At 72.1% G+C, this 25,268-nt stretch carries 24 protein-coding genes; 17 read left to right on the plus strand and 7 right to left on the minus strand.

What is annotated here, in order from left to right; translation table 11 throughout:
* The first annotated feature begins 36 nt into the window (after positions 1-36).
* Genes V5F67_RS21730 through V5F67_RS21745 form a run of 4 tightly spaced genes read left to right on the plus strand, consistent with a single transcriptional unit; the run spans position 37 to position 3,548 of the window.
* A complete protein-coding gene (locus V5F67_RS21730) occupies positions 37-855 on the plus strand; it encodes an ABC transporter permease (RefSeq protein ID WP_394018182.1) in 819 nt (272 codons plus the stop codon).
* Positions 856-859: 4 nt separating this feature from the next.
* Entirely contained in the window at positions 860-1,669 is an 810-nt protein-coding gene (locus tag V5F67_RS21735; RefSeq protein WP_394018184.1) for an ABC transporter permease, read from the plus strand.
* Entirely contained in the window at positions 1,666-2,718 is a 1,053-nt protein-coding gene (locus tag V5F67_RS21740) for an ABC transporter ATP-binding protein (protein ID WP_394018186.1), read from the plus strand. The genes V5F67_RS21735 and V5F67_RS21740 overlap by 4 nt, the downstream gene beginning before the upstream one ends.
* A gap of 5 nt (positions 2,719-2,723) precedes the next feature.
* The gene (locus V5F67_RS21745; protein ID WP_394018266.1) at positions 2,724-3,548 is read left to right on the plus strand and encodes a phosphodiesterase; all 825 of its coding nucleotides are present in this window, start codon (positions 2,724-2,726) and stop codon (positions 3,546-3,548) included.
* A gap of 257 nt (positions 3,549-3,805) precedes the next feature.
* Here the strand turns inward: V5F67_RS21745 and V5F67_RS21750 are convergent, their stop codons facing one another.
* Complete coding sequence (locus V5F67_RS21750; protein ID WP_394018188.1) at positions 3,806-4,720, minus strand: LysR family transcriptional regulator; 915 nt, start codon at positions 4,718-4,720, stop codon at positions 3,806-3,808.
* A gap of 107 nt (positions 4,721-4,827) precedes the next feature.
* Between V5F67_RS21750 and V5F67_RS21755 the strand changes: the two genes are divergently transcribed.
* The 8 genes from V5F67_RS21755 (at position 4,828) to rpe (ending at position 14,386) form a co-directional block, all read left to right on the plus strand.
* Positions 4,828-6,294, plus strand: a complete 1,467-nt coding sequence (locus V5F67_RS21755; RefSeq protein WP_394018190.1) for a form I ribulose bisphosphate carboxylase large subunit — start codon at positions 4,828-4,830, stop codon at positions 6,292-6,294.
* Between the two features lie 10 nt (positions 6,295-6,304).
* The gene (locus tag V5F67_RS21760) at positions 6,305-6,706 is read left to right on the plus strand and encodes a ribulose bisphosphate carboxylase small subunit (protein WP_394018192.1); all 402 of its coding nucleotides are present in this window, start codon (positions 6,305-6,307) and stop codon (positions 6,704-6,706) included.
* A 224-nt stretch (positions 6,707-6,930) separates the two neighbouring features.
* Positions 6,931-7,875, plus strand: coding sequence for a CbbX protein (gene cbbX / locus V5F67_RS21765; protein WP_394018194.1), 945 nt, complete (start codon positions 6,931-6,933; stop codon positions 7,873-7,875).
* Positions 7,876-7,983: 108 nt separating this feature from the next.
* Entirely contained in the window at positions 7,984-9,063 is a 1,080-nt protein-coding gene (locus V5F67_RS21770; protein ID WP_394018196.1) for a class 1 fructose-bisphosphatase, read from the plus strand.
* Between the two features lie 17 nt (positions 9,064-9,080).
* Positions 9,081-9,956 (plus strand): phosphoribulokinase, encoded by an 876-nt coding sequence (locus tag V5F67_RS21775; protein WP_394018198.1) that lies wholly within the window; start codon positions 9,081-9,083, stop codon positions 9,954-9,956.
* Between the two features lie 165 nt (positions 9,957-10,121).
* Positions 10,122-12,179 (plus strand): transketolase, encoded by a 2,058-nt coding sequence (tkt, locus tag V5F67_RS21780; RefSeq protein ID WP_394018200.1) that lies wholly within the window; start codon positions 10,122-10,124, stop codon positions 12,177-12,179.
* A 264-nt stretch (positions 12,180-12,443) separates the two neighbouring features.
* A complete protein-coding gene (fba, locus tag V5F67_RS21785) occupies positions 12,444-13,508 on the plus strand; it encodes a class II fructose-bisphosphate aldolase (RefSeq protein ID WP_394018202.1) in 1,065 nt (354 codons plus the stop codon).
* A gap of 185 nt (positions 13,509-13,693) precedes the next feature.
* Positions 13,694-14,386, plus strand: a complete 693-nt coding sequence (gene rpe / locus V5F67_RS21790) for a ribulose-phosphate 3-epimerase (protein WP_394018204.1) — start codon at positions 13,694-13,696, stop codon at positions 14,384-14,386.
* A gap of 43 nt (positions 14,387-14,429) precedes the next feature.
* Here rpe and thiE read toward each other — a convergent pair whose 3' ends face one another.
* From thiE to V5F67_RS21810, 4 genes are all read right to left on the minus strand, one after another.
* Complete coding sequence (thiE, locus tag V5F67_RS21795) at positions 14,430-15,074, minus strand: thiamine phosphate synthase (protein ID WP_394018206.1); 645 nt, start codon at positions 15,072-15,074, stop codon at positions 14,430-14,432.
* 405 nt (positions 15,075-15,479) lie between these two features.
* A complete protein-coding gene (gene glcF / locus V5F67_RS21800) occupies positions 15,480-16,805 on the minus strand; it encodes a glycolate oxidase subunit GlcF (RefSeq protein WP_394018208.1) in 1,326 nt (441 codons plus the stop codon).
* A gap of 205 nt (positions 16,806-17,010) precedes the next feature.
* On the minus strand, positions 17,011-18,240 hold the full coding sequence (gene glcE / locus V5F67_RS21805) for a glycolate oxidase subunit GlcE (protein ID WP_394018210.1): 1,230 nt from the start codon (positions 18,238-18,240) through the stop codon (positions 17,011-17,013).
* 47 nt (positions 18,241-18,287) lie between these two features.
* Positions 18,288-19,784: an FAD-linked oxidase C-terminal domain-containing protein gene (locus V5F67_RS21810; protein WP_394018212.1), complete on the minus strand. Its 1,497-nt coding sequence runs from the start codon at positions 19,782-19,784 to the stop codon at positions 18,288-18,290.
* Positions 19,785-19,937: 153 nt separating this feature from the next.
* Between V5F67_RS21810 and V5F67_RS21815 the strand changes: the two genes are divergently transcribed.
* From V5F67_RS21815 to V5F67_RS21825, 3 genes are all read left to right on the plus strand, one after another.
* Complete coding sequence (locus tag V5F67_RS21815) at positions 19,938-20,873, plus strand: LysR family transcriptional regulator (RefSeq protein ID WP_394018214.1); 936 nt, start codon at positions 19,938-19,940, stop codon at positions 20,871-20,873.
* Positions 20,874-21,150: 277 nt separating this feature from the next.
* Positions 21,151-21,864 (plus strand): AzlC family ABC transporter permease, encoded by a 714-nt coding sequence (locus tag V5F67_RS21820; protein WP_394018216.1) that lies wholly within the window; start codon positions 21,151-21,153, stop codon positions 21,862-21,864.
* Positions 21,851-22,159 carry a branched-chain amino acid transport AzlD family protein gene (locus tag V5F67_RS21825; RefSeq protein WP_394018218.1) on the plus strand — a complete coding sequence of 103 codons (309 nt, stop codon included), beginning with the start codon at positions 21,851-21,853 and terminating at the stop codon, positions 22,157-22,159. The genes V5F67_RS21820 and V5F67_RS21825 overlap by 14 nt, the downstream gene beginning before the upstream one ends.
* 107 nt (positions 22,160-22,266) lie before the next feature.
* On the opposite strand, the gene V5F67_RS21830 is transcribed toward V5F67_RS21825, so the two are convergent.
* Positions 22,267-22,653 carry a hypothetical protein gene (locus V5F67_RS21830; RefSeq protein ID WP_394018220.1) on the minus strand — a complete coding sequence of 129 codons (387 nt, stop codon included), beginning with the start codon at positions 22,651-22,653 and terminating at the stop codon, positions 22,267-22,269.
* A gap of 312 nt (positions 22,654-22,965) precedes the next feature.
* Here V5F67_RS21830 and V5F67_RS21835 point away from each other — a divergent pair, with 312 nt between their 5' ends.
* Positions 22,966-23,451, plus strand: coding sequence for an Hsp20 family protein (locus V5F67_RS21835; protein ID WP_394018222.1), 486 nt, complete (start codon positions 22,966-22,968; stop codon positions 23,449-23,451).
* 245 nt (positions 23,452-23,696) lie between these two features.
* Positions 23,697-24,689 carry a phosphoglycerate dehydrogenase gene (locus tag V5F67_RS21840; RefSeq protein ID WP_394018224.1) on the plus strand — a complete coding sequence of 331 codons (993 nt, stop codon included), beginning with the start codon at positions 23,697-23,699 and terminating at the stop codon, positions 24,687-24,689.
* A 19-nt stretch (positions 24,690-24,708) separates the two neighbouring features.
* Here the strand turns inward: V5F67_RS21840 and ahpD are convergent, their stop codons facing one another.
* Positions 24,709-25,254 carry an alkylhydroperoxidase, AhpD family gene (ahpD, locus tag V5F67_RS21845; RefSeq protein WP_394018226.1) on the minus strand — a complete coding sequence of 182 codons (546 nt, stop codon included), beginning with the start codon at positions 25,252-25,254 and terminating at the stop codon, positions 24,709-24,711.
* Between the last annotated feature and the right edge of the window lie 14 nt (positions 25,255-25,268).

Below are 25,268 nucleotides of genomic sequence, written 5' to 3' on the forward strand. Positions count from 1 at the left end.
GGGGGAGGGGAGACCTCACCCGACCGGACCTCAGCCATGCGCAGCGCCGACCGCCTCGCCGTCCTCTTCCTCGCGCCGCTGTTCGCGTTCGCGGCGGCGTTCTTCGTGCTGCCCATGGCGGAGCTGGTGCTGGTGGCGGGATCGGGGCCGAACGGGGCGGCGGAGTATCTCGCCATCCTCGCCAATCCGCGCCATGCCCGGACCCTGGCCGCGACCCTCGCTTTGTCGGCGGGCGTGACGCTCGCGACCCTCGCGCTCGGCGCCGTGGTGGCGCTGTTCCTGGCGCGCACGCGCTTTCCCGGCCGGGCGCTGCTGGTGTCCGCGCTCACCTTGCCGCTCGCCTTTCCCGGCGTGGTGGTGGGCTTCATGATCATCCTGCTCGCCGGCCGGCAGGGACTGCTCGGCGCCTTCTCCCAGTCGCTCGGGATGGAGAGGATCGTCTTCGCCTATTCCATGGCGGGCCTGTTCGCGGGCTATCTCTACTTCTCCCTGCCGCGCGTGCTGGTGACGCTGATGGCGGCGGCGGAGAAGCTCGATCCGGCGCTGGAGGAGGCCGCCCGCTCGCTGGGCGCGAGCCGGCTCGCGGTGCTGCGCGACGTGACGCTGCCCGGCCTGTCGCCGGCGCTGATCGCCTCCGGCGCCATCGCCTTCGCCACCGCCATGGGCGCGTTCGGCACCGCCTTCACGCTCGCCACCCGCATCGACGTGCTGGCGATGACGATCTACACCGAGTTCACCCTCAACGCGAACTTCGCCACCGCGGCGTCGCTCTCCCTGGCGCTCGGCCTCATCACCTGGGGCGTGCTGGCGCTCACCCGCAACATGGCCGGCTCCGGCGTCGCGGCGGCGGGGTAGCGCCATGATCCCGCACCGCCTCACTTTCCTGCTTCAGCTCCTGGTGACGCTCGCCTGCGCCGCCTTCCTGCTGGTGCCGGCGCTCGCCTCCATGCTGGCGGGCGTGACCGCCAGCTACTTCCAGGGCCTGCGCTCCGGCCTCACGCTGCGCTGGATCGGCGAGGTGCTGGCGCTCTATTCGGGCACCATCGGCCTTTCCATCGCCATTGCGCTGGGCACGCTGGCGGTGACGCTGGCGCTGGGCGTGCCCGCCGCCTGGGCGCTGGCGCGCAAGCCCTCGCGGCTCTCGCGCCTGGTCGAGGAGGTGGTGACGCTGCCGGTGGCCATCCCCGGCCTCGCGCTCGCCCTCGCCTTGATCCTCGCTTATGGCGGCATCCGCGAGTTCCGCATGAGCCCGCTCTTCATCCTCGTCGGCCACGTGCTCTACACGCTGCCCTTCATGCTGCGCGCGGTGATGGCGGTGCTCGCGGCGGTGGACATCAGGGCGCTGGAGGAGGGCGCGGCCTCGCTCGGCGCGACGCCGCTGCAGCGCTTCTTCCACGTGGTGGTGCCCAATGCGAAGGGCGGCATCCTCGCCGGCGCGCTGATGGTGGTGACGCTCTCCATCGGCGAGTTCAACCTGACCTGGATGCTGCACACGCCGCTGACCAAGACCCTGCCCGTGGGCCTCGCCGACAGCTACGCCTCCATGCGGCTGGAGATCGCCAGCGCCTACACGCTCATCTTCTTCGTCCTCATCGTGCCGCTGCTGGTGGCGCTGCAGATGTTCGGGCGCGCGCTGCCCGCCGCCGCCGCCAAAGGAGCCCGGCCATGACCAGCCGCACCGGCGCCGCCGTGACCCTGTCCGCCTGCGGCAAGACCTTCGCCGACGGCACCCGCGCCCTCGCCCCGCTCGATCTTGCGGTGGCGGCGGGAGAGACGCTGGTGCTGCTCGGCCCCTCGGGCTGCGGCAAGACCACATTGCTGCGCATCATCGCCGGGCTGGAGAGCCCGGACGCGGGCGGGCGGGTGCTGTTCGACGGCACGGAGGTGACCACCCTTCCCATCGAGAGGCGCAACGTGGGCATGGTGTTCCAGTCCTACGCCCTGTTTCCCAACATGAACGTGCTGGAGAACGTCGCCTACGGCCTCAGGGTGCGCGGCGTCGGGCGCGCCGAGCGCGAGCGCATGGCCCGCGCGGTGCTGGAGATGATGCGCATCGAGGCGCTGGCCGAGCGGCGCGTCACCCAGCTCTCCGGCGGCCAGCGCCAGCGCGTGGCGCTCGCCCGCGCGCTCGCCGTGCGGCCCAAGGCGATCCTGCTCGACGAGCCCATGGCGGCGCTCGACGCGGCGCTGCGCGAGCACCTGCGCGGCGAGATCGACGCGCTGCTGCGCCGCCTCTCCATCACCGCGGTCTACGTCACCCACGACCAGGCCGAGGCGCTGGCGCTCGGCGACCGCATCGCCGTCATGCGCGAGGGCGCCATCGCCCAGCTCGGCACCCCGCGCGAGGTCTACGAGCAGCCGGCGGATGCCTTCGTCGCCTCCTTCGTCGGCACCACCAACCGCATCGAGGGCGTGGTGCGCGACGGACGCTTCGAATGCGCGGCGGGTGTCATGGAGCTGTCCCCGGCGCTCGACGCGCCGGACAATCCGGCGGCGGCGCTGCTGTTCCGCCCGGAAGCGGCCTCCCTGGTCCCCGATCCGGCCGCGGGGCTGGTGCTCAAGGTGGAGCAGGCGCAGTTCCAGGGCGCGCGCCAGAAGGTGACGCTCTTGAGCCCGGACGGCGCCCGCGTGGTGGTGGAGACGCCGCCCGACCTCGACCTCGCGCCGGGCATGCTGCTCGGCCTCGCCCTCGATCCCAACCGCTTCAGCCTCGCGTGACCCCGATGCTCATCGCCCAGCTCACCGACACCCATATCCGCCCCGAGGGCGCGCTCGCCTACGGCCGGGTGGACACCGCCCGCCACATGGAGGCGGCGGTGGCGCACATCCTGGCGCTCGATCCGCGCCCGGACGTGGTGGTGGTGACCGGCGACCTGACGGACTTCGACCTGCCCGCGGAATATGCCCGCTTCCGCGCGCTCGCCGCGCGCCTGCCCATGCCGGTGCTGCCCATTCCCGGCAATCACGATTCCAGCGCCGGGCTGCTGGCCGCCTTCCCGGAGGTGGCCGCGCGCGCCGGCGGGCCGCGGGCGAACCATGTCGATGACGCGTTCCCGCTGCGCCTGTTGATGCTCGATACCTCGGTCGCGGGCGCCCCCCATGGGGAGCTCGGCGCGGAGGGCCTCGCCTTCCTCGACGCCGCGCTGTCGCAGGCGCCGGAGCGTCCGACGCTGCTGTTCGGCCACCATCCGCCCTTCCTCACCGGCATCGCCCACATGGACGCGCAGAACCTGCGCGACGGCGCGGCGCTGGAGGCCGTCATCCGCCGCCATCCGCAGGTGGTGGGGCTCGCCTGCGGCCACGTCCACCGGGCGATCACCACGACGTTCGCCGGCGTCGCCGCCACCATCGCCCCCGCCCCGGCCCATGTGGTGAGCCTCGACCTGGCCCCGGACGGCCCCGCCACCTTCCACATGGAGCCGCCGGCCCTGGCGCTCCACCTGTGGGCGGGCGGGCGGCTGGTGAGCCATGTGAGCCAGATCGGCGCCTATCCCGGGCCGTTCCCGTTCTTCGACGCGGCGGGCCGGGCCATCGTCGACCCCGGCTGAGGGCGCCCCTTCTCCCGCCGCGTTCACCCCCCGCCCTACCCTCTCCCCCACGGGGAGAGGGTTCTCCCGAAGCGCCACGTGGCGCGCGCCCGTTGGTGGCCGGACATAAGCGGGCTCCCTCTCCCTGAGGGAGAGGGCGGGGGGTGAGGGGCTCGCCGCCAATGGGCGACCGCCGCACCCCCCTCACCCTGCCCTCTCCCCCGCGGGGAGAGGGTTTTCCCGCAGCGCCGTGTGGCTTCCTCTCGCAACCGGCGGTCCTACGGCACCTTGGGCAGGAAGGTGCCGCCCTCGCGCGCCAGGAACTCCATCAGCGCCAGCGCCGCCGGCATCAGGCGCTTCTCCTTCGCCCGCACGCAGAGCCACTGCCGCACGATGGGCAGGCCTTCCACGTCGAGCGCCACCAGGCGCCCGTCCGCCAGCTCCGCCGCCACCGTGTGGGCGGAGATGAAGGCGAGGCCGAGCCCCGCCATCACCGCCTGCTTGATGGTCTCGTTGGAGCCGATCTCCATGGCGCGCGGCGGGTGCTTGGCGCCGCGCTCCTCGAACAGGCGCGCCATCAGCATGCGCGTGCCCGAGCCCTCCTCGCGCATGAGGAACGGCTCGCGGGTGAGGTTCGCGGGCTTCAGCCGCCGTGCCGTGAGGCGGTGCCCCGGCGGGGCGATGATGAGATGGGGATGGTCGCCGATCACCAGCGTCTCCGCCTCCAGCGCCGCCGGCGGGCGGCCCATGACGGCGAGGTCCAGCTCCAGGCTTTCGAGCCCGGCGACGATGTCCTCGCGGTTGCCCACCACCAGCTTCAGCTCGATCCGCGGCTGGCGCGCGCGGAAGGCGGCGAGCGCCATGGGGGCGAAGTACTTCGCGGTGGAGACCACGCCCACCACCACCGAGCCCTCGCCGGGCTTGCGGATCGCCTCGATGGAGCGCTCCGCCTCCGCGAGCGCCAGCTCCACCCGGCCAAAAGCGGCGACCAGCTCCCGGCCAGCGGCAGTCGGTCGCAGCCGCCCGTCGCGGCGCTCGAACAGGGGAAGGCCGAGCCCTTCCTCCAGCTGCTTCATCTGCGCGGTCACCGCGGGCGGGCTCAAACCCATGTCCTGCGCGGCTTTGGCGTAGGAACCGGAGCGCGCGGCCAGGGCCACGATCTTGAGCTGGCGGAGGGTCCAGTGGACGGGCAAGTTCAGATTTCCTGAAGCAAGAGTTCACATCATTGAAATTTACCTGAAGACCTGCGCCCTGCAACCTTCGTCCAACAAGACAGCAACGACGAGGGAGGGCCTCCGTCATGGGTGCCGACGCCGCCATCGGGCAGATCAAGGACGCCAAGAAGAGATACGCCGCCGGCGTGCTCAAATACGCCCAGATGGGCTATTGGGACGGCGACTACCAGCCGAAGGACACCGACGTCCTGGCGCTGTTCCGCGTCACCCCGCAGGCGGGCGTCGACCCGGTGGAGGCCGCCGCCGCGGTCGCCGGCGAAAGCTCCACCGCCACCTGGACCGTGGTGTGGACCGACCGTCTCACCGCCGCCGACGCCTACCGCGCCAAGGCCTACAAGGTGGAGCCGGTGCCGGGGCAGAGCGGCCAGTATTTCTGCTGGGTCGCCTACGACCTCGACCTGTTCGAGGAAGGCTCCATCGCCAACCTGACCGCCTCGATCATCGGCAACGTGTTCTCGTTCAAGCCGCTGAAGGCCTGCCGGCTGGAGGACATGCGCCTCCCCGTCGCCTACGTGAAGACCTTCCGCGGCCCGCCCACCGGCATCGTCGTGGAGCGCGAGCGCCTCGACAAGTTCGGCCGCCCGCTGCTCGGCGCCACCACCAAGCCGAAGCTCGGCCTCTCCGGCAAGAACTACGGCCGCGTGGTCTACGAAGCGCTGAAGGGCGGCCTCGACTTCGTGAAGGACGACGAGAACATCAACTCGCAACCCTTCATGCACTGGCGCGACCGCTTCCTCTACTGCATGGAGGCGGTGAACAAGGCCCAGGCCGAGACCGGCGAGGTGAAGGGGCACTACCTCAACATCACCGCCGGCACCATGGAGGAGATGTACCGCCGCGCGGAGCTCGCGCGCGAGCTCGGCTCCTGCATCGTCATGGTGGACCTGATCGTCGGCTGGACCGCGATCCAGTCGATCTCCAACTGGTGCCGCGAGAACGACATGGTGCTGCACATGCACCGCGCCGGGCACGGCACCTACACGCGCCAGAAGGGCCACGGCATCTCGTTCCGCGTCATCGCCAAGTGGCTGCGCCTCGCCGGTGTCGACCACCTGCACGCGGGCACCGCCGTGGGCAAGCTGGAAGGCGACCCCATGACCGTGCAGGGCTACTACAACGTCTGCCGCGAGATGACGACCAAGACCGACTACACCCGCGGTCTCTTCTTCGACCAGGAATGGGCGGGTCTGCGCAAGGTGATGCCGGTCGCCTCGGGCGGCATCCATGCCGGCCAGATGCACCAGCTCATCGACCTGTTCGGCGACGACGTGGTGCTGCAGTTCGGCGGCGGCACCATCGGCCATCCGGACGGCATCCAGGCCGGCGCCACCGCCAACCGCGTCGCGCTCGAGGCCATGGTTCTGGCCCGCAACGAGGGCCGCGACATCGCCAAGGAAGGCCCGGAGATCCTGATCGAGGCCGCCAAATGGTGCAGGCCGCTGCGCGCCGCGCTCGACACCTGGGGCGAGGTCACCTTCGACTACGCCTCCACCGACACGTCCGACTTCGTCCCCACCGCGTCCGTCGCCTGAGGAGGACACCATGCGCATCACCCAGGGCACCTTCTCGTTCCTGCCGGACCTCTCCACGGCGCAGGTCGCGGCCCAGGTGCAGCACTGCCTCGACCGCGGCTGGGCGGTCTCGGTGGAGCACACCGACGATCCCCACCCGCGCAACACCTATTGGGAGATGTGGGGCCCGCCCATGTTCGACCTCGCCGACGCCGCCGGCGTGATGGGCGAGATCGAGGCCTGCAAGGCGGCGCACCCAGCAGCCTATGTGCGCGTGAACGCCTTCGATTCCACCCGCGGCTGGGAGACGGTGCGCCTCTCCTTCATCGTCCAGCGGCCGGCCGAGGAGCGGGGCTTTCACCTCGACCGCACCGAGTGGGACGGCCGCACCCAGCGCTACGCCCTGCGCCACCGCGCCGGCGCCGGTGCATGATCAGGAAAGGGCGTCATGCCCGGCCCTGTGCCGGGCATCCACGCCGGGCCGCTGGCGCCCCGTTGCGAGGGCTGCGCCCGGTCGGATGGCACGGATGGCCGGGACGAGCCCGGCCATGACGCCCAAGGGATGCGGGACTGCGCGCAGCAGTCCAGGCATCCGCGGTTTCGAGAGCTTCACCCGCGCGGCTGTTCCCACCGCGCAACCTTGCCGAGGTTCGAGCCATGTCCACCGCAACCCTTTCCGCTCCGACCGCTGCGGCGCCGGCAAGCGTTGCGCCGGCAGGGCTCGACCTCGGCGCTCTCTTCACCCAGAGCGAGGTGCCGCAGTTCCTGGAGGAGCTGGAGCGCGACCTGATCGGCCTGAAGCCCGTGAAGCGCCGCATCCGCGAGATCGCCGCGCATCTGGTGGTGAGCCGCGCGCGCGAGATGGTCGGCCTCGCCTCCGGCGCGCCGACGCTCCACATGGCGTTCACCGGCAATCCCGGCACCGGCAAGACCACGGTCGCCCTGAAGATGGCCGGCATCCTCCACCGGCTCGGCTACGTGCGGCGCGGGCACCTGGTCTCGGTGACGCGCGACGACCTGGTCGGCCAGTATATCGGCCACACCGCGCCCAAGACCAAGGACATCCTCAAGAAGGCCATGGGCGGCGTGCTGTTCATCGACGAGGCCTACTACCTCTACCGGCCGGAGAACGAGCGCGACTACGGCCAGGAGGCGATCGAGATCCTGCTCCAGGTGATGGAGAACCAGCGCGACGACCTGGTGGTGATCCTCGCCGGCTACAAGGACCGCATGGACCGCTTCTTCGAGAGCAACCCCGGCTTCCGCTCGCGCATCGCCCACCATATCGACTTCCCGGACTATGCCGACGATGAGCTGGTCCGGATCGCCAAGGCCATGGCCGAGGGTGCCGGCTACGCCTTCGAGGCCGAGGCCGAGGCCGCGCTCGCCGACTATGTGCGGCTGCGCCGGAGCCAGCCCAATTTCGCCAACGCCCGGTCCATCCGCAACGCCTTCGACCGCATGCGCCTGCGCCAGTCGCTGCGCCTGTTCGAGCAGGCGGGCAGCGTGGACCGCGCCGTCCTCGCCGCGATCCGCGCCGAGGACGTGCGCGCGAGCCGCGTGTTCGCGGGCGGCATCGATGCGCCGGCCGCGCCGGGCTGAGCCCGGCCGCCAGATCCCCGACGATCCGCCGCCCGGCGGGCCGTCGCCCGAACACCACGACGGCCCGCCGAACGGGCCGCGCGGAGGACAACCCTCAGGGAGACCGCCATGCTGGAGAAGACCGCCCAGACCCGTGCCGCGCCCGGCCTGTGCCGGGGCATCACGCTCGCCGCCGCGCTCGACGACTGGGCCGGCGAGGATGCCCGCCGCCAGGATGTCGCCTCGACCATCGCCGCGCTGGCGCGGGGCTGCACGGCGCTGGCCCGGCGCATCGCCGAGGGGCCGCTCGGCGGCGATCTCGGGGCGACGCTGTCGGCGGGCGAGGCGGGCGAGGGGCAGAAGGCGCTGGACGTGATCGCCGACGAGCTGATCATCGCCGCGCTCCATGCCGCGCCCGTGGCGGCGGTGGCCTCGGAGGAGGACGAGCTGCCGGTGCCGCTGAAGGCCGGCGCGCCGCTGCTGGTGGCGCTCGACCCGCTGGACGGCTCGTCCAACATCGACACCTGCCTCTCCGTGGGCACCATCTTCGCGGTCCTGCCGTGCCCGGAGGGCATCGACGGCGCCGCCCCCGCCGCCTTCCTCCAGAACGGGCGCAGCCTGCTGGCGGCCGGCTATGTGATCTACGGCCCGCACGTGGCGCTGATGCTCACGGTGGGCGCCGGCACCTGGCAGTTCGTGCTCGACGCCGACGGCGTCTTCCGCCTCGCCGACCCGGCGGCGCGGGTGCCCCAGGGCACGGCGGAGTTCGCGGTCAACATGTCCAACTACCGCCACTGGGATGCGCCGGTGCGGCTCTATGTGGACGACTGCATCTCCGGCCGCGAAGGCCCGCGCGAGCGCGACTTCAACATGCGCTGGGTCGCCTCCATGGTGGCGGACGCGCACCGCATCTTCCGCCGCGGCGGGGTCTATCTCTACCCGGGCGACGCCCGGAAGGGCTACGGCCAGGGCCGGCTTCGCCTCATCTACGAGGCCTTCCCGGTCGCCTTCCTGATGGAGCAGGCGGGCGGCGCGGCGAGCGACGGCGGCACCGCCATCCTCGACCTGACCGCCGGGGCCGTCCACCAGCGCACGCCGCTGGTGTTCGGCTCGAAGGACAAGGTGGAGCGCGTGGTGCGCTATCACCGCGCCCCCGCGGGCGAGGCCGACCGCGCGCCGCTGTTCGCGCGGCGCGGCCTGTTCATCTGAGCCGGAAGGAGAGCCCCATGTCCGTCCGGCACCCCATCATCGCCGTCACCGGCTCGTCCGGCGCCGGCACCACGTCGGTGAAGCGCACCTTCGAGCAGATCTTCCGCCGCGAGGGCGTGAAGGCCGCCTTCGTGGAGGGCGACAGCTTCCACCGCTACGACCGCTTCGAGATGCGCGCGCTCATGGCCGAGGAGGGCACGAAGGGCAACAGCCACTTCAGCCATTTCTCGCCGCAGACCAACCTCCTCCCCGAGCTGGAGGCGCTGTTCGCCGACTACGGCGCCGGCGGCACCGGCCGCACCCGCCACTACATCCACGACGCCGAGGAGGCGAAGCTCTACGGCGCCGAGCCCGGCCGCTTCACCGACTGGCGCGACATCGAGGCCGGCACCGACCTCCTGTTCTACGAGGGCCTGCACGGGGCCTCCGTCACCGAGGGCGTGGACGTCGCCCGGCACGCGGACCTGAAGATCGGCGTGGTGCCGGTGATCAATCTCGAATGGATCCAGAAGATCCACCGGGACAAGGCGACGCGCGGCTATTCCACCGAAGACGTCACCGAGACCATCCTGCGGCGCATGCCGGACTATGTGCGCTACATCTGCCCGCAATTCACCGAGACCGACATCAACTTCCAGCGCGTGCCCACGGTGGACACGTCGAACCCGTTCGTGGCGCGGTGGATACCGACGCCGGACGAGTCCATGGTGGTGATCCGCTTCAAGAACCCGCGCGGGATCGACTTCCCGTACCTGCTGTCGATGATCCAGAACAGCTTCATGTCGCGGGCGAACTCCATCGTCATCCCCGGCAACAAGCAGGACCTCGCCATGCAGCTCCTGCTCACGCCTTTGATCCTGAAGCTCATGGACCGGAAGCACCGGGCGGGGTGAGGCGAGCACGTCGCGCGCGCCCGGCGTCGCGGCACCCCTACCCCCTCGCCCCTCCCCGCAAGGGGGAGGGAAGACCACAGCGCAACGAGAACCCCTCCCCCTTGCGGGGTGGGGCAGGGGTGGGGGTGTCCCTCCCCCGCACGGACCTACAGGAGGAGGAACGCCATGACCGCATCGAGCGCCGAGGCCCTCGCCGCCCCGCCCCCCGCCGTCGACCGCGCGCCGGGCGCGCTCGGCTGGCCCGTCACCGCCGCTCTGCGCGCGCTCGCCATGGACGCGGTGGAGGCGGCGAAGTCCGGCCATCCCGGCGCCCCGCTCGGCATGGCGGAGATCGCCGCCGCGCTCTGGCGCGGTCATCTGCGGCACAATCCCGCCGATCCCCATTGGCCCGACCGCGACCGCTTCGTGCTCTCGAACGGCCACGGCTCCATGCTGCTGTACGCGCTGCTGCACCTGACCGGCTACGACCTGCCGGTCGCGGAGCTGAAGCGCTTCCGCCAGCTCCATTCGCGCACGCCCGGCCACCCGGAACACGGCCTGACGCCGGGGGTGGAGACCACCACCGGGCCGCTCGGCCAGGGCCTCGCCAACGCGGTCGGCATGGCGCTCGCCGAGACGACGCTGGCCGCCCAGTTCAACCGGCCGGGGCTGGCCATCGTCGATCACCGCACCTTCGTGTTCCTGGGCGACGGCTGCCTCATGGAGGGCATCAGCCACGAGGCGTGCTCGCTCGCCGGCCGGCTCGGCCTCGGCAAGCTGGTCGCGTTCTGGGACGACAACGGCATCTCCATCGACGGCAAGGTGGAGGAGTGGTTCGCCGACGACACCCCGGCGCGCTTCGCGGCCTATGGCTGGCAGGTGATCCGCGTCGACGGCCACGACCCCGCCGCCATCGACGCCGCCATCGCCGCCGCGCTGGCCGAAACCGGCAGGCCGTCCCTCGTGTGCTGCCGCACCACCATCGGCCGCGGCGCACCGACCAAGCAGGGCCACCAGGACACCCACGGCGCCCCGCTCGGGGCGGACGAGATCGCCCGCGCCCGCGCCGCCATGGGCTGGGACCACGCGCCGTTCGAGGTGCCCGCCGAGGTCTATGCCCAGTGGGATGCCCGCAAGGCCGGCGCCGCGCGCCAGGCGACCTGGGAGGCGCGCCTTGCCGCCCATGAGCGCGCCTATCCGGCCGAGGCGGCGGAGCTCCGCCGCCGGCTGTCGGGCGACCTCGCGGAGGGCTTCGCGAGCGTGTTCGCGGCGGCGCGCGACGCCGCCATGGAGAAGCGCGAGACCATCGCCTCCCGCAAGGCGAGCCAGCAGGCGCTCGCCGCCCTCGCGCCGATCGTGCCCGAGCTGCTCGGCGGCTCGGCGGACCTCGCCCACTCCAACCTCACCCTTTATCCCGGCTCCCGGCCGGTGACGCGCGATCCGGCCGGCAACCAGGTGCTCTACGGCGTGCGCGAGTTCGCCATGGCGGCGATCGCCAACGGGGTGGCGCTGCACGGCGGCTTCATCCCCTTCGCCGCCACCTTCCTGGTGTTCTCCGACTATGCCCGCAACGCCATCCGCATGAGCGCGCTCATGGGCCAGCGGGTGGTCTACGTGCTCACCCACGATTCCATCGGCCTCGGCGAGGACGGGCCGACGCACCAGCCGGTGGAGCATGTGGAGAGCCTGCGCCTGATCCCCAATCTCGACGTCTGGCGCCCGTGCGACGCGGTGGAGACGCTGGAGGCCTGGCGCGCCGCGCTGGAGCGCCGGGACGGGCCGTCCGCCCTCATCCTGTCGCGCCAGAACCTGCCCGGCCAGCCCCGCACGGCCGCTCAGGCCGCCGCCATCGCCGACGGCGCCTATGTGCTGCGCGAGGGCGAGGGCTGCGTGCGCTGCGTCCTGGTCGCCACCGGCTCGGAGGTGGGCCTCGCGGTGGCCGCCGCCGAAGAGCTGGAGGTGAAGGGCATCGCCACCCGCATCGTCTCCATGCCCTGCCGCGAGCGCTTCGAGGCGCTGCCGGAGACCGCGCGCGCCGCCTTGTTCCCGCGCGGCGTGCCGGTGGTGACGGTGGAGGCCGGCGTCACGCGCGGCTGGCGCGGCCTGTGCGGCACCCGCGGCGACGGCCTCATCGCCCTCGGCATCGACCGCTTCGGCGAGAGCGCCCCCGAAAAGGAGCTGTGGCCGCTGTTCGGCCTGACGGTTGAGAAGATCGTCGAGGCCGTGAAGCGGGCGCTGGGATGAGCGCGTCGCCTCTTGCCTGGATGCCCCCTCTCCCCGTCGGGGAGAGGGGGCGCGGCCGGCCAGGACATTGCGCCAAGCCCTCTCCCGCTTGCGGGGAAGGGTTGGGAGGGGACCGGCCCGCCAGGACCAAGCCGCCGCAGGGAGACGGCAAGCGCCCTTTCCCCCTCCCCGGCCCTCCCCCGCGAGCGGGAGAGGGAGACCACGACAGCGGGCGGAAACGCGCGCTGCGCCGACACGGCACGCGACCCCAAGGAGGAAGAACCGATGCCCCTCGTCTCCATGCGCCAGCTGCTCGACCATGCGGCGGAGCATTCCTACGGCCTGCCGGCCTTCAACGTGAACAACATGGAGCAGATCAAGGCGATCATGGACGCGGCCCGCGCCGCCGCCGCGCCGGTGATCCTCCAGGGCTCGGCGGGCGCGCGCAAATATGCCGGCGAGCCGTTCCTGCGCCACCTCGTCGCCGCCGCGGTGGAGGCCTATCCCGAGATCCCGGTGGTGATGCACCAGGACCACGGCGCCTCCCCCGCCGTGTGCATCGGCGCCATCCGCTCCGGCTTCTCCTCGGTGATGATGGACGGCTCGCTGCAGGAGGACGGCAAGACCCCGGCGGACTATGCCTACAACGTCCAGGTGACCGCGCGCGTCGCCGAGCTGGCGCACGCCGTGGGCGTCTCGGTGGAGGGCGAGCTCGGCTGCCTCGGCTCGCTGGAGACCGGCCAAGGCGAGGCCGAGGACGGCCATGGCGCCGAGGGCGCGCTCTCCCGCGACAAGCTGCTCACCGACCCGGACGAGGCGGCCGCGTTCGTGAAGGCGACCCAGTGCGACGCGCTCGCCATCGCCATCGGCACCTCCCACGGCGCCTACAAGTTCACCCGCAAGCCCACCGGCGACATCCTCGCCATCGACCGCGTCAAGGCGATCCACCAGCGCATTCCGACGACCCATCTGGTGATGCACGGCTCGTCGTCCGTGCCGCAGGAGCTGCTGGAGGAGATCCGCGCCCATGGCGGCGACATCAAGGAGACCTACGGCGTGCCGGTGGAGGAGATCCAGGAGGGCATCCGCCACGGCGTGCGCAAGGTGAACATCGACACCGACATCCGCCTCGCCATGACCGCCGGCATGCGCCGGGTGGCGGCGAAGAGCGGCTCCGAGTTCGACCCGCGCAAGTTCCTCGCCGCCGCCATGGAGGAGGCGCGGAAGGTCTGCATCGCCCGCTTCGAGGCGTTCGGCGCCGCGGGACAGGCGGAGAAGGTCAGGCCGATCGACCTCGACGACATGGCGAGGCGCTACGCCTCCGGATCGCTCAGCCAGGTGGTGCACTAAGCCAGATGGAGCACCGATCCAGGTGGCTTGCGGAAGGCCACGGCCCGCGCGCCGTCATGGCCCGGCCATGAACGCCAGGCGGCCGGGCGCCGGACCGCCCACGCCGCGCAAGCGGCACGGCACGGATGCCCGGGACGCGCCCGGGCATGACGGTCCCCCGGGACCAAGACCCCAGGAGAAGCACCATGGCCCGGCTCGATCCAGTGATCGCCCCCTCCATCCTCTCGGCGGACTTCGCCCGGCTCGGCGCCGAGGTGGAGGCCGTGCTGGCGGCGGGGGCGCAGTGGATCCATTTCGACGTGATGGACAACCACTATGTGCCCAACCTCACCATCGGCCCGCTGGTGCTCAAATCCCTGCGGCCGCTCACGGCGGCCCCCGTCGACGTGCACCTGATGGTGAAGCCGGTGGACGCCATGATCGAGGCGTTCGCGGAGGCCGGCGCGGACCTGATCTCGTTCCATCCGGAAGCGTCCGAGCATGTGGACCGCTCGCTCCAGCTCATCCGCTCCCGGGGCGTGAAGGCGGGCCTCGTGCTCAATCCGGCGACGCCGCTCTCGGTCCTGGACCACACGCTGGACCAGCTCGACCTGGTGCTGGTCATGTCGGTCAATCCCGGCTTCGGTGGGCAGGCCTTCATTCCCGGCGCGCTCGGCAAGCTCGCCCGCATCCGGGCGCTGATCGACGCCTCGGGCCGCGACGTCCGCCTGGAGGTGGACGGGGGCGTGAAGGTGGAGAACGTCGCCGCCATCGCGGCGGCGGGCGCGGACACCTTCGTCGCCGGCAGCGCCATCTTCGGCGCGCGCGACTATGGCGCCGTCATCGCGGCGATGAAAGGCGAGATCGCCTCGGGCCGCGGCGCCGCCTGCGCCGCGTGAGGGCCGGCGGGCCGCCCGGCCAGGCGCCGCCCGCGGCGGGCGATCATCCGCCGGCCCGGGCGGCGGAAATGGCGGCCCGCAGAGCCTCGGCGGCGGCCTTTGGATCGGCGGCGGCGCAGACGGCGGACACCACGGCGACGCCGTCCGCCCCGGCGCCGATCACCGCGCCGGCGATGGCCGCGTCGATGCCGCCGATGCCGACGATGGGAAGCGCGGTGAGCCGGCGCACCGCGGCGACGCCCTCGGGCCCGATGGCGGCGCCGGCATCGGCCTTGGTGCCGGTGGCGCGCACCGGGCCGACGCCGAGATAGTCGACGCCGGAGAGGTCCGAGGACGCGAACTCGGCGGGCGTGCCGACCGAGAGGCCGACGATGGCATCCGGCCCGAGGATGGCGCGCGCCGCCTGGGGCGACAGGTCATCCTGGCCGAGATGCACCCCGTCCGCGCCGGCGGCATGGGCGACATCCACCCGGTCATTGACGATCAGCGCAATGCCGCGCGGGGCGAGCAGCGCCCTCAGCGCGCGCGCCTGCGCGACCAGGTCGCGGCCATGGGCGTCGGGGTCCCGCAGCTGCACCAGGGTCGCGCCGCCGGCCACGGCCGCCTCGACCGTCGCCGCGAGACCGCGCGCGGCCACCTGACGCGGATCGGTGACGAGGTAGAGCGTGAGGTCGAAGGCGTGGGGCATGATCGGCTCCTGAATTCCTCGCCTGCCGGAGCGCGCTTCGCACGCCCGCTTGAGCCCCGTTGCGCCCTCTCCCCACCGGGAAGGAGGCGTCCCATGGCCCGGCGTTGCCCCCTCTCCCGGGGGACAGGGGTGGGGTGAGGGTTCGGAGCCGAGGCAGCCGGGCGCGTCCATGCCCGGCCGACGTCCCCTCACCCTGCCCTCTCCCCGTCGGGGAGAGGGTTCCCGTCCCGCCCTCTAACTTAAGGATAGAGAACGCGTTATCCGGTCAGCTTGCGGTGCGAGCCGATCGGCGCGTGCTCTAGCCGAACCCCCGCCGGCGGAAAACACCGCACGCGGCGACATCTATTGTCCGGACGGAACATGGCTTCCATCGAAATGGCAAGAATGTCGCGGCCGCGCGCATGGTCAGGCCGCCCGCGCCGCCGCGCCGCCGTCCGCGACGCCTTCCGGCGCCGGACCGCCGGTGGCCCAGTCCAGCAGTTCCACCGTGTGGACCACCGGGATATGGGTGCCCGAGCCGATCTGGGTCATGCAGCCGATGTTGCCGGCGGCGATGATGTCGGGATTGAGCGCCTCCATATGGCCCACCTTGCGCGCCTTCAGCCCGGCGGCGATGTCGCTCTGGAGCATGTTGTAGGTGCCCGCCGAGCCGCAGCAGATGTGGCTCTCGAACGGCTCCGCCACTTCGAAGCCGACGCGCCTGAGCAGCGCGGGCGGGGCCTTCACCTTCTGGCCGTGCTGGAGCGAGCAGGCGGCGTGATAGGCGACCCGGCGGCCGAGCGGCGTCGGCGCGGCGGGAAGGTCGAGGGTGGCGACGAACTCGGTCACGTCGCGGGCGATGGCCGAGACCCGCGCCGCCTTCTGCGCATAGGCCGGGTCGAGCCGCAGCATGTGGCCGTAGTCCTTGATCGGCGTGCCGCATCCGGAGGCGGTGACGACGATGGCATCGAGGCCCTCGCCATCCATCTCGGCGATCCAGGCGTCCACGTTGCGGCGCGCGAAGTCGAGCGCCTCCTCCTCGCGGCCCATGTGGTGGACGAGCGCGCCGCAGCAGCCCTCGCCCGCGACCCGCACCACCTCGACGCCGTGCCGGGTGAGGAGGCGCGTCGCCGCCTCATCGATGCCGGGGCGCAGCACCGGCTGGGCGCAGCCCTTCAGCAGCGCCACCCGCGCCCGGCGCGGCCCTTCGGCCGGCGTCGCGCCGGGCAGCTCGCTCCGGCTCGGCCCGTGCGGCATGCCGGGGGCGAGGCGCAGCATGGCGGCGAGCGGCTTCAGGCCCGGCACCTTCTCGAGCAGCGGCGCGAGCGGCTTGCCGAAGGCGGCGCCGAGCAGCGCGAAGCGGAACCGCGCCGGATAGGGGAGCACATTCGCCAGCAGAGCGCGGATCACGCGGTCGGCGAACGGGCGCCGGTAGGTGGTCTCGATATGCACCCGCGCCCCGTCCACCAGGTGCATGTAGTTCACGCCCGAGGGGCAGGTGGTCATGCAGGACAGGCAGGTGAGGCAGCGGTCGATGTGCCTGACCTCCTCCTCGGTGGCGGCGCGGCCGCCCTCCAGCATGTCCTTGATGAGGTAGATGCGCCCGCGCGGGCTGTCGAGCTCGTCGCCGAGCAGCACGTAGGTGGGGCAGGTGGCGGTGCAGAAGCCGCAATGCACGCACTTGCGCAGGATGTCGTTCGCCTCCGAAACGCGCGGATCGGCGAGCTGGGCGAGGGAGAAGTGGGTCTGCATGACTCAGCCGTGGCACGAGGAGGCGGTCGGGGCGCGGAAGGTCGCGGGGGCGGCACCCCCCACCCATCCCTCCCCCACAGGGGGGGAGGGTTCTGCGGCGCAAGGGATCGCCGCGCCCCACCACTTGCACAACGCTCCCCCTCCCCCCTCGTGGGGGAGGGATGGGGTGGGGGGTGTCACGGCGCTGGCCATGGTCGACGCCATCTCACACCCCCGCATGCATGCGGCCGGGATTGAGCACCCGCGCCGGATCGAAGCTGTCCTTCACCCGCGCCGAGAGCGCCGCCAGCGTCGGCGCCTCGGGCTGGAACACCGGCACGCGGGCGCGCTCCGCCGCCTCGGCCCGCACCAGCGTCGCATGGCCGCCGTGGGGCGCCAGCGCCGCGCGCACCGCGTCCGCATGGCTCGCGGCGCCGGGCAGGAGCGCCCAGACGAGGCCGCCCGCCCAGTCGCAATAGGTCTCGGCGCCGAGGTCGCGGGCGAGGTCCGCGGCGAGCAGCGGGCCGGCGGTGGGCCGTGTGGAGATGCGCCAGACCGCGCGCTCGCCGGTGCCCCAGAAGGGCGCGGCGTCGCGCACCGCGCGCCAGAGCGCGGCGGACGCCTCCTCCTCGATCACCGCGCAGGCGCCGAACGGGGCGAGCACCGCCGCCAGCATCTCCCGCCGCGCCCGCACCGATGGCCCCACGCCCTCCAGCCGGAAGACGGCGCTGCCGGCGGCGATGCCCGGCATCCGCGCGGCGACCGCCTCCGGCAGGTAGGCCGCGCCCGAGACCTCGCAGGACGAGCCCATGGCGGCGCTCATGGCTTCGGTCGCGCGGGCGGGCGAGAGGCCGGCGACCAGCAGGCTCGCCTCCACCGGCGGGCGCGGCAGCACCTTCAGCGTGATCTCGGTGAGCACGGCGAGGGTGCCGAACGAGCCGCACAGGAGCCGCGGCAGGTCGTAGCCGGTGACGTTCTTCACCACCCGGCCGCCGGACTTGAACGGCTCCGCGCGCCCCGACACCGCCCGCGCGCCGAGCGCATGGTCGCGCACCGCGCCGTGGCTGATGCGGCGCGGGCCGGCGAGGTTCGCCGCGAACATACCGCCGAGCGTGCCGGCGCAGGGCGCTCCGCCCATCAGCGGACCGAGGTCGGCGGGCTCGAACGCCAGCATCTGCCCGCGCGCGGCGAGGATCTCCTCGATCTCCGCCCGCGCCGTGCCCGGCCGCGCGGACAGCACCAGCTCCTCGGGCTCGTAGAGCGTGACCCCCGCGAGCTGGGAGAGGTCGAGCGTGCGCGCGGTCTGGATCGGCCGGCCGAGGCCGCGCAAGGTGCCGCGGCCGGCGATCTCCAGCGTCTTGGCGTCGGCGAGCGCGGCCCGCACCGCGTCGGCGACGCCGGCCTCGTCATAGGGGGTGATGATGTCGCCGCTGGTGTCGCCAGACGTGGTTTCCATGGTCGAGCCGCGCCGTCCGAAGTTCGAAAGAGGGGAAAGCCGCGGCGTCAGAAGCGCGGCAGATCGGGGAACGGCAGGACCCCGCCCGACACATGCATGCGGCCGAGCTCGGCGCAGCGGTGCAGGGTCGGGAACACCTTGCCGGGGTTGAGCAGGCCCTTGTCGTCGAAGGCGCACTTCACCCGCAGCTGCTGGGCGAGGTCCACCTCGTCGAACATCTCCGGCATGAGGTCGCGCTTCTCGATGCCGACGCCGTGCTCGCCGGTGAGCACGCCGCCCACCTCCACGCACAGGCGCAGGATGTCGGCGCCGAAGGCCTCCGCCGCGTCGAGCTCGCCCTCCTTGTTGGCGTCGTAGAGGATCAGCGGGTGCAGGTTGCCGTCGCCGGCATGGAACACGTTGGCGACCCTGAGGCCGTATTTCTGCGACAGCTCCCGCATGCGCGAGAGCACCAGCGGCAGCTCCTTGCGCGGGATGGTGCCGTCCATGCAGAGATAATCGGGCGAGAGGCGGCCCACCGCCGGGAAGGCGGCCTTGCGGCCGGCCCAGAAGCCGAGCCGCTCCTCCTCGCTCTGCGACACCCGCAGCGTCACGGCGCGGCAGTCGCGGGCGATCGCCTCCACCTCGCCGAGCAGGTGCGCGCATTCCGCCTCGGGGCCGTCCAGCTCGACGATCAGCAGCGCCTCCACGTCGAGCGGATAGCCGACGTTGACGAACGCCTCGGCGGCGGCGATGGCGTCGCGGTCCATCATCTCGATGGCGGCGGGGATGATGCCCTGGCCGATGATGCGCGCCACGCAGTCGCCGGCATCCTCGGAGGTGGGGAAGCCCACCAGCAGCGCGCGGGCGGTGTCGGGCTTCTTCAGCAGGCGCACCGTCACCTCGGTGACGACGCCGAGCAGGCCCTCCGAGCCGATCACCACCGAGAGCAGGTCGAGCCCGCCGGCATCCAGGTGCTTGCCGCCGAGCCGCACGATCTCGCCGGTGATGAGCACCAGCTCCACCCCCAGCACGTTGTTGGTGGTGAGGCCGTATTTCAGGCAGTGCACGCCGCCGGAATTCTCGCCCACATTGCCGCCGATGGAGCAGGCGATCTGCGAGGACGGGTCGGGGGCGTAATAGAAGCCGTCCTGCTCCACCGCGCGGGTGATGCCGAGATTGGTCACGCCCGGCTGCACCACGGCGCAGCGGTTGGCGTAGTCCACCTCCAGGATGCGGTTGAACTTGCCCATGCCCAGCAGCACCGCGTCCTGGAGCGGCAGCGAGCCGCCCGAGAGCGAGGTGCCGGACCCGCGCGGCACCACGCGGATCTCGTTGTCGTGGCAGTATCTGAGGATCGCCGCCACCTGCTCCGTCGTGGACGGCAGCACCACCACCAGCGGCAGCTGGCGATAGGCCGTCAGCGCATCGGACTCGTAGGGCCGCATGCCGCGCTCGGTCGCGATCACCCCTTCGCCGGGCACGATGGCCTTGAGGTCGGCGACGATCTCCTCCCGGCGGGCCAATACCCGCTCGTCCGCTTCCGGCAGCCTGAGGCCCGTCATGGCGGCATCCTTTAACGGTTCTATTTGGCGCCACTATAATCGGTCGGGAGGCAAAAGCTGTCGCTCATTGTTGCCCCATGGGATAAAGTCATTTCGAAACGGGAAAAGATCGGCCCCTGCGGCAGGGGGCGCCCCTCCCGCTGGACCTGAGCGATGATCGGCAATCTGGGCGACCTCGAAATCTTCGCGCGCATCGTCACCGCGGGCAGCCTGTCCGCCGCCGGGCGGGAGCTCGGCCTGTCGCCGCCGGTGGTGTCGAAGCGCATCCAGCGCCTGGAGGAGCGGCTCGGCGCGCGCCTGTTCCAGCGCACCACCCGCAAGGTGACGCTGACCGAGGCCGGCCAGGGCTTCTACGAGCGCGTGGTGAACATCCTCGCCTCCATCGAGGAGGCGGAGAACCAGCTCGCCCGCAAGTCCTCGGAGGTGCGCGGGCTGCTCAGGGTGGCGGCGCCGACCTCGTTCGGCCGCCTGCACATCGCGCCGTTTCTCGGGCCGCTGCTGACGGCGAACCCGGACCTCACCGTCGACCTGGAGCTGTCCGACGCCTTCGTGGACATTGTCGGCGAGGGCTTCGACGTGGCGGTGCGCATCGCCGACCTCGACGATTCGAGCCTCGTGGCGCGCCGGCTCGCCCCGGTGCACCGGGTTTTGTGCGCGACGCCGGACTATCTGAAGCGGGCGGGCGAGCCGAAGTCCATCGGCGATCTCTCCCAGCACGTGCTGCTCGCCACCCACAGCCAGGACCCCTGGCGCATCGAGGGGCCGGATGGGCCGATCACCCTGCGCACCCATTCGCCCCTGCGCACCAATTCCAACGAGGTGGTGCGGGCGGCGACGCTCGCCTCCATCGGCATCGCCCTGCGCTCCACATGGGACGTGGGGCCGGAGCTTCGCTCGGGGGCGCTCAAGGTGGTGCTGCCGAAATGGCGCGCCTCGCACCGGGTCGGGCTGTTCGCGGTCTATCCCTCGCGCCGCTTCCTGCCGCAGAAGGTGCGCGTCTTCATCGACCACCTGACCGGCCTCTACGGCACCGTGCCGCCCTGGGACCAGGGCCTGGAGCACCTGTTCGACACCCGCGCGGCGGCGTGAGGGGCGGGCGCGAGGCTCCTTGGAGCCGCGCCGGAACGACAGGGCCGGCCGCGACCTGGTGCACAAAGGGCGGCTTCCCTCTCCCCTTGCAGGAGAGGGCGAGCGTGAGAGGTGTCGGCGCTCGCTCCCGATCTCAGGCGCCTCCTCACCCCCAATCCCTCTCCCTTCCAGAAAGCGCCCTGCGCTGAGCGCATGGCCGGGCAGCCCGCCACGCGCAAATCGGGTTGGCCCTTTGCCGGCGCTCGGCCATAAGGAGGCTCCTTCACAAGCCGGTCCCATGCCCGCCGCCAAATCTCCCGTCACGCTCACGCCGGCCGGCGCCCTCCAGGGGGCGCGCGAGACCATCCCGTTCATGCCGGGCCTTGCCGCGTTCGGCATGGCGTTCGGCGCCGCCGCGGCGCAGAAGGGGCTGACGCTCGCCGAGGCGTGCCTGTCCAGCGGGCTGGTCTTCGCCGGGCTGGCGCAGATGGTGGCGCTCGAAGGCTGGACCCGGAACTGGACCTTCTCCTCGCTCATCGCCCTCGGCCTGCTCACCTTCACCATCAACCTGCGCCACGTGCTGATGGCGGCCTCCATGCGGCCCTGGCTCGGCCAGCTTCCGGCATGGCAGAGCTATGCCTCGCTGCTGCTGCTCGCCGACAACAACTGGGCCGCATCCATGCGCTACCGCGCCGAGGGCGGCGCCGACGCGGGCTATTTCGTCGGCGGCGGCTTCGTCACCTGGGTGCTGTGGGTGGTCTCCACCGCCGCCGGGCACGTGGTGGGCGGCGGCGTGCCGGACCCCAAGGCCATCGGCATCGACCTCGTGGTGCCGGCCTTCTTCATCGCCATGCTGCTGCCCAACTGGCGCGGCCGGCGCGAGGCGGTGGGCTGGGGCACGGCGGCGGTGGCCTCGCTCGCCGCCTCCTATCTGCTGCCGGGCTGGTGGTTCATCGCCATCGGCGCGGTGGCGGGCGCGCTCGCCGGGGGATTCACCGATGACGAGCGTTGATCCGGCAACGCTGCTCGCCATCTGCGTCATGGCGGCGGCCACCGTCTTCAACCGCACCGCGGGCTTCTTCCTGATGCGCCTCGTGCCGGTGACGCAGCGCGTGCGGCGGGTGCTGGACGCGCTGCCGGGGGCGGTTCTGGTGGCGCTGCTGGTGCCGAACGCGGTGCGCGGCGACACCGCCATGCTCTCGGGCCTCGCCGCCGCGCTGGCGGTGGCCAAGCTCACGAAGAGCGACTTCCTGGCGGTGATCGCCGCCATGGCCGTGGCGGCGGCGATCCGGGCCTTCCACGGCTAGAGCGCGCTCCGATCCAAGCGAATCCCTTCGATCGGGGGGGCGCTCTCCAACGTCGGGAAGGCGCACGCGCCGACCCTTGCGCGTCCGGGCGGACCACGGGCTCCGAATCACTTGCCCTTGTAGCCGATCACCTGCATGCCGCTGATGTCGCCGCTCATGGCGTCCACCACCAGGCGCACGCGCTCGCCGCGCGGGCCGGTGGCCTCGCAGATATAGGCGCCGCCGCGCTGGCGCACCACGCTCACATCCCGGAAGCCGCGCCGCATCAGGCTGTCGGCCACCTGGTCCGGCTCCACCGGACGGGTGCCCTCGGGCGGGTGGCGCATGTAAGGCTGGAAGGGCTCGGGCGGCGTCAGGTCGACCACGTGGTGGAGCGCGGCGTCGTCCCCCTTGATGACGAGCGCCGCACCGGGCGGCTGGGCAGTCGCGATCGTCCCGCCCGAAAGCGAGGAGGTGACCATCACTGCAGCGATGAGATGGCCGGCTCGCACCATCTGCTTTCTCCCCGAGACCCGCCGAGAATCCCGATGCCAGATCCGGATAGCCCCCCTCCGGATGCCGCAGGCCCGAAATGCCGGGATGCGGCGTCATCATCCTAATGCACCCGCTTGAACGCAATCCGACGCGCCCGTTCAGGTGCCGTTCATCTGCCGCCTCCCGGCACCACTCCCGGGACCTGCCGGCAAGGGTCTTGACGGCCGGCGAGGCGCTTCCCAGATCAGGTGAGGCGCCGGTCCTGGTGACGGCGCCTTACCCGGGCCCGGCTTGATGCGGGTCCCGCATGTCGCTTCAAAGGAGGATATGCCATGCGTACTTACGACCTGTCTCCCCTCTATCGCAATACCGTAGGGTTCGACCGTCTGTTCTCGCTGCTGGACGGCGTGGGCGGCGTGGATGCCGCGCCCACCTACCCGCCCTACAATATCGAGCGCACCGGCGAGAACGCTTATCGTATTACCGTCGCGGTGGCGGGCTTCACCGATGCCGACCTCGACATCGAGGTGAAGGAGAACACCCTCACCTTGCGCGGCGAGAAGAAGGCCGAGCAGAACGGCGAGACCGCCCAGCTGCTCTATCGCGGCATCGCGGCGCGCAGCTTCGAGCGGCGCTTCCAGCTCGCCGACCATGTGGAGGTGAAGGGCGCGGTGCTCGAGAACGGACTGCTGCACGTGGACCTCGTGCGCAACATTCCCGAGGCCAAGAAGCCCCGGCACATCGCCATCAACACCGTCGCCGGCCCCAAGGCCATCGAGGCCGGGGCCGCTCCGGCGGAGGCCGCCAAGGCGGCCTGAGGCCCGCGTGGCATCCCGGCCCCGCCGCAGCACCGGCCGGCGCGGCGGCGGGACCGGACCACGCGGGATTGGCGGCGAAGGGGACGGGATTCGGGCGCGTCCTGGTCCCGGTCCCGATCTCGGCGGCACCCCCCGGTGCCGCCGTTCTCATGGGCGGCCGACCCGCATGGGGCCTTGATATGGGGCCTTGATCTTGCCGCCTCCAGGGGCCAGGAGAGACGCTCTTTTCCTCCCGGAACCTCCCCGTGCCCGATCTGCGACCCAGGGTCCTCGTCACCACCCGCCTGTTCGATGCCGGTGCCGCCCGTTTCCTTGAAGAGCAAGGCTTTGCCGTCGTCACCGCGGGCCTGCCGCCGGACGCGCTGGACCGCGCTATTCCCGACGACGTCCTGTCCCGCCTGCTCGACGGCGTCGGCGGCTGGATCGTCGGCATGCGGGCGGTGACGCGGGAAATTCTTGCGGCTCATCCAGGGCTTAGGGTGATCGCCCGGCGCGGCGTCGGCTACGACCGGGTGGATGCGGACGCCGCGCGCGCGCTCGGGCGGGTGGTCACCATCACCGCCGGCGCCAACGACGCCTCGGTCGCCGACCACACGCTCGCGCTCATGCTCGCGGTGCTGCGGCGGCTGAAGGAGAACAACGCGGCGCTGGCCGCCGGCGACTGGCGCGTATCGGCCGGCGCCGACCTCACGGGCAAGACCGTCGGCCTGATCGGCTTCGGCCGCACCGCGCAGGGCGTCGCGCGGCGCCTGTCGGGATTCGAGTGCCGCGTGCTGGTGGCGGCGCCACGCTTCAACGGCCCGGTGCCCGGCGTCACCCACGTCCCGCTCACGCGGCTTCTGGGCGAGAGCGACGTGGTCTCGGTCCACGCCCCGCTCACCGCCGAGACCCGCCACATGATCGATGCGGCCGCGCTCGCCGCCATGAGGAAAGGCGCGATCCTGGTAAACACCGCCCGCGGCGGCCTCGTGGACGATGGGGCGCTTCAGGCGGCGCTCGCCTCCGGCCACATCGCCGGCGCCGGCCTCGACGTGTTCGAGGCCGAGGATGACGCGGCGCTGCGCCCGCTCGCCGAGGCGCTGGCGGCGCTGCCGCAGGTGGTCGCCACCGCTCACGCCGCCGGATCGAGCCGCGAGGCGCTGGCGCGCGGCAACCTGATCGCCGCGCAATGCGTTGCCGCTGTGCTGAAGGGCGCGGCTCCGCCCGCGGGCTGCGTGGTGGCGGACGGCCGGGCCTGAGCCCGGCAGCCCCTTCCCCTTACTCTGCCGCGGCGGGAAGGCCCGGGCGGACCGTCTCCAGCGCCACGGCAGCGGAGGCGACGACCGCGCCGACCCGCACCGCCGCCTGGATCTGGTCCTCGCGGATGCCAGCCTCGCGCAGCACCTTCTCGTGCGCGTCGATGCAGCGCCCGCAACCGTTCATGGCCGAGACCGCAAGCGACCACAATTCGAAGTCCGCCTTGTCCACCCCCGGCGCGCCGATCACGCTCATGCGCAGCTTGGCCGGCAGCGTCTCATAGGCCTTGTTCGAGGCGAGGTGGGTGAAGCGGTAATAGACGTTGTTCATGGCCATGATGGCCGCCGCCGCCTTGGCCGCGTCCATGGCGGCGGGCGACAGATGCGGCGCCGCCTCGGCCTCGAGCGCGCGGGCGACGTCGGCATTGCGCGTGGTGATGCCGCAGGCCACCAGCAGGCCGTAGAGCTGCTGGGGGGTGAGGCTCTCCTCCCGGCCGAGCGCCGAGAGGTTGAGCTTCACGTCCTTGGCGAAAGGCGGGATCTGGTCCTTCAGGGCGTCGATGGACATAAGGGCCTCCGCGC

Origin of the sequence: Xanthobacter pseudotagetidis (genome assembly GCF_043194795.2) — a bacterium.
In the GTDB taxonomy this organism is placed as follows: Bacteria; Pseudomonadota; Alphaproteobacteria; order Rhizobiales; family Xanthobacteraceae; genus Xanthobacter; species Xanthobacter tagetidis_A.

What these genes read in the sequence shown, in the direction of transcription:
- V5F67_RS21770 (WP_394018196.1), top strand. Translation starts at nt 7,984, where the DNA reads ATGCTGGAGAAGACCGCCCAGACCCGTGCCGCGCCCGGCCTGTGCCGG.
- V5F67_RS21810 (WP_394018212.1), bottom strand. Translation starts at nt 19,784, where the DNA reads ATGACGGGCCTCAGGCTGCCGGAAGCGGACGAGCGGGTATTGGCCCGC.
- V5F67_RS21820 (WP_394018216.1), top strand. Translation starts at nt 21,151, where the DNA reads ATGCCCGCCGCCAAATCTCCCGTCACGCTCACGCCGGCCGGCGCCCTC.
- V5F67_RS21775 (WP_394018198.1), top strand. Translation starts at nt 9,081, where the DNA reads ATGTCCGTCCGGCACCCCATCATCGCCGTCACCGGCTCGTCCGGCGCC.
- rpe (WP_394018204.1), top strand. Translation starts at nt 13,694, where the DNA reads ATGGCCCGGCTCGATCCAGTGATCGCCCCCTCCATCCTCTCGGCGGAC.
- ahpD (WP_394018226.1), bottom strand. Translation starts at nt 25,254, where the DNA reads ATGTCCATCGACGCCCTGAAGGACCAGATCCCGCCTTTCGCCAAGGAC.
- V5F67_RS21815 (WP_394018214.1), top strand. Translation starts at nt 19,938, where the DNA reads ATGATCGGCAATCTGGGCGACCTCGAAATCTTCGCGCGCATCGTCACC.
- thiE (WP_394018206.1), bottom strand. Translation starts at nt 15,074, where the DNA reads ATGCCCCACGCCTTCGACCTCACGCTCTACCTCGTCACCGATCCGCGT.
- V5F67_RS21755 (WP_394018190.1), top strand. Translation starts at nt 4,828, where the DNA reads ATGGGTGCCGACGCCGCCATCGGGCAGATCAAGGACGCCAAGAAGAGA.
- tkt (WP_394018200.1), top strand. Translation starts at nt 10,122, where the DNA reads ATGACCGCATCGAGCGCCGAGGCCCTCGCCGCCCCGCCCCCCGCCGTC.
- V5F67_RS21825 (WP_394018218.1), top strand. Translation starts at nt 21,851, where the DNA reads ATGACGAGCGTTGATCCGGCAACGCTGCTCGCCATCTGCGTCATGGCG.
- V5F67_RS21730 (WP_394018182.1), top strand. Translation starts at nt 37, where the DNA reads ATGCGCAGCGCCGACCGCCTCGCCGTCCTCTTCCTCGCGCCGCTGTTC.
- cbbX (WP_394018194.1), top strand. Translation starts at nt 6,931, where the DNA reads ATGTCCACCGCAACCCTTTCCGCTCCGACCGCTGCGGCGCCGGCAAGC.
- V5F67_RS21835 (WP_394018222.1), top strand. Translation starts at nt 22,966, where the DNA reads ATGCGTACTTACGACCTGTCTCCCCTCTATCGCAATACCGTAGGGTTC.
- V5F67_RS21760 (WP_394018192.1), top strand. Translation starts at nt 6,305, where the DNA reads ATGCGCATCACCCAGGGCACCTTCTCGTTCCTGCCGGACCTCTCCACG.
- V5F67_RS21740 (WP_394018186.1), top strand. Translation starts at nt 1,666, where the DNA reads ATGACCAGCCGCACCGGCGCCGCCGTGACCCTGTCCGCCTGCGGCAAG.
- V5F67_RS21745 (WP_394018266.1), top strand. Translation starts at nt 2,724, where the DNA reads ATGCTCATCGCCCAGCTCACCGACACCCATATCCGCCCCGAGGGCGCG.
- glcE (WP_394018210.1), bottom strand. Translation starts at nt 18,240, where the DNA reads ATGGAAACCACGTCTGGCGACACCAGCGGCGACATCATCACCCCCTAT.
- V5F67_RS21830 (WP_394018220.1), bottom strand. Translation starts at nt 22,653, where the DNA reads ATGGTGCGAGCCGGCCATCTCATCGCTGCAGTGATGGTCACCTCCTCG.
- glcF (WP_394018208.1), bottom strand. Translation starts at nt 16,805, where the DNA reads ATGCAGACCCACTTCTCCCTCGCCCAGCTCGCCGATCCGCGCGTTTCG.
- V5F67_RS21735 (WP_394018184.1), top strand. Translation starts at nt 860, where the DNA reads ATGATCCCGCACCGCCTCACTTTCCTGCTTCAGCTCCTGGTGACGCTC.
- fba (WP_394018202.1), top strand. Translation starts at nt 12,444, where the DNA reads ATGCCCCTCGTCTCCATGCGCCAGCTGCTCGACCATGCGGCGGAGCAT.